This is a genomic window from Pseudomonas frederiksbergensis (genome assembly GCF_003732705.1).
Taxonomy (GTDB): domain Bacteria; phylum Pseudomonadota; class Gammaproteobacteria; order Pseudomonadales; family Pseudomonadaceae; genus Aquipseudomonas; species Aquipseudomonas frederiksbergensis_F.
On the sequence record NZ_MOBR01000038.1, the window covers coordinates 1 to 1,511 of the forward strand.

The following is a 1,511-nucleotide window of genomic DNA, read 5'->3' on the forward strand; positions in this document are numbered from 1 at the left end:
TTGGCCCAGAGTGTGTAAAAACGCTCATAACCTGATCGTCTTGAGCCATTGACGTTCGTTGGCTGAGCGATCGCACGGTCAATGCTTCGAGTCGCACCGGTCGCGACCTGGAACACGTAACGTTGTTTTTACAGCCTCTGGAATGGGCCAAAACCAGCCTTTTTTATGCCGACAGCGCCTTCATTAAACCGTTAGCACCAATGATTTTCATGACCCGTTTCAAGTTGTAGGCGAGCACATTCAAGCTCATCTCCGCGCTCACCCCAGCCAGCTTTCGTGTCAGGAAGTGCGTTGCACCCATCCATTGTTTGAGCGTCCCGAAGGGATGCTCAACAGTCCGTTTTCGGACGCGCATCATCTCCGGTGCTTTGCTCAGCCTAAGCTGCATTTCCTCCAATACAACTTCATGCTCCCAGCGTCGAACTCGTCGTTCCGTGCTCGGGGTGCATTGCGACTTCAACGCGCAGCTCTGGCATTTCGAACTCCAGTAACGATGCAAATTCAGGCCTTTTTCAACGTAGGAGTAGTGCCAGACCAGCGCCTCGCCAGCCGGGCAAATGTATTCGTTTTTTGCCGCGTCATAGATGAAGGCATCGTTATTGAAACGCCCGTCAGCCTTGGCTCCAGAGGTCATCGGTTTGGGCACATAGGCGGTGATACCGGCATCGTGACAAGCGAGGATTTGTTCGCTTTTGAAGTAACCTCGGTCCGCCACTACCGACAACGTTTCTGACGCCATCGCCTCGCGGACTTGCTTAGCCATCGAGCTGAGTTGATCGCGGTCGGAACCAACGTTGGTCACCTCATGCGCAACGATCAAATGGTGCTGCGTGTCGACCGCTGTCTGCACGTTATAGCCAACAATTCCCGTGCCGCGCGTCATCATGGATCGGCTGTCTGGATCGGTCAGTGAGACCTGTTTATCCGGTGATTCATTGAGCTGGATTTCGATCGCCTGAAGCTCCTTCATTTGAGATTTGAGCTTGGCGATTTTCTCTTCCAGCCGCACGGCACTGGGCTCGGAAGTTGTTGGTTCTTGCCGATCAGCAGCATCGAGTGCTGCCAGGTAACGATTGATACTCGATTCAATTTCTTCCATGCGCCGTTTCAGTTTGGCGCTGGTGAAATTGCGGTCGCGGTTGTTGACGGCTTTGAACTTACTGCCATCGATCGCGACCAGATTTTCTCCGAATAATCCCAACTGCTGACACAGCACAACGAACTGGCGACAGACGCCTCGAATGGCCTTGCTGTTGTCCTTTCGGAAGTTGGCGATGGTCTTGAAATCCGGCATCAAACGTCCGGTCAACCACATCAGTTCGACGTTGCGTTGGGCTTCTCGCTCCAGGCGTCGGCTCGACTGGATGCGGTTGAGATAACCGTAGATGTAGATCTTCAACAAGACCGAGGGATGGTAAGCAGGTCGGCCAGTGTCGGCTGGAATGGCACCTTCAAAACCCAGATTGACCAGGTCGAGTTCGTCGACAAAGACGTCGACTACGCGCACCGGA

General features: G+C 53.6%; 1 protein-coding gene. It reads right to left on the bottom strand.

The genetic code is table 11. The annotated features are described in order from the left end of the window. Nucleotides 1-163: 163 nt before the first annotated feature. The coding region (locus BK667_RS25120) for an IS1182 family transposase (protein ID WP_123599223.1) at nucleotides 164-1,511 on the bottom strand (1,348 nt) is incomplete at its 5' end.